The sequence below is a fragment of the Streptomyces sp. NRRL F-2664 genome (genome assembly GCF_000719345.1).
In the GTDB taxonomy this organism is placed as follows: Bacteria; Actinomycetota; Actinomycetes; order Streptomycetales; family Streptomycetaceae; genus Streptomyces.
On the sequence record NZ_JOFX01000594.1, the window covers coordinates 1 to 236 of the forward strand.

The following is a 236-nucleotide window of genomic DNA, read 5'->3' on the forward strand; positions in this document are numbered from 1 at the left end:
CGCGGCTGTTGTACGTGTACACGGTCTGGGACAGCACGGTGCCGTCCTTGCGGGTGAGGGTCTCCTTCTCCGGCTGGCCGCTGTCGTAGTAGCCGACCGCCAGGACGGTGCCGTTGCCGTACTCGGTGCGGGAGACGCGGCCGAGGCTGTCGTAGGTGTAGGCGGCGGAGGCGGTCTGCCCGTCCGCAGTCTTCTGCACCGCGGTCTTCAGGCTGCCGTCGGGATTGTAGGTGTAG

At 67.8% G+C, this 236-nt stretch carries 1 protein-coding gene; it reads right to left on the reverse strand.

Translation table 11 applies throughout. The features are described from left to right. Window positions 1–236 (reverse strand): hypothetical protein (locus tag IF89_RS40325; RefSeq protein WP_043195211.1); only part of this gene is annotated, 236 nt, incomplete at both ends.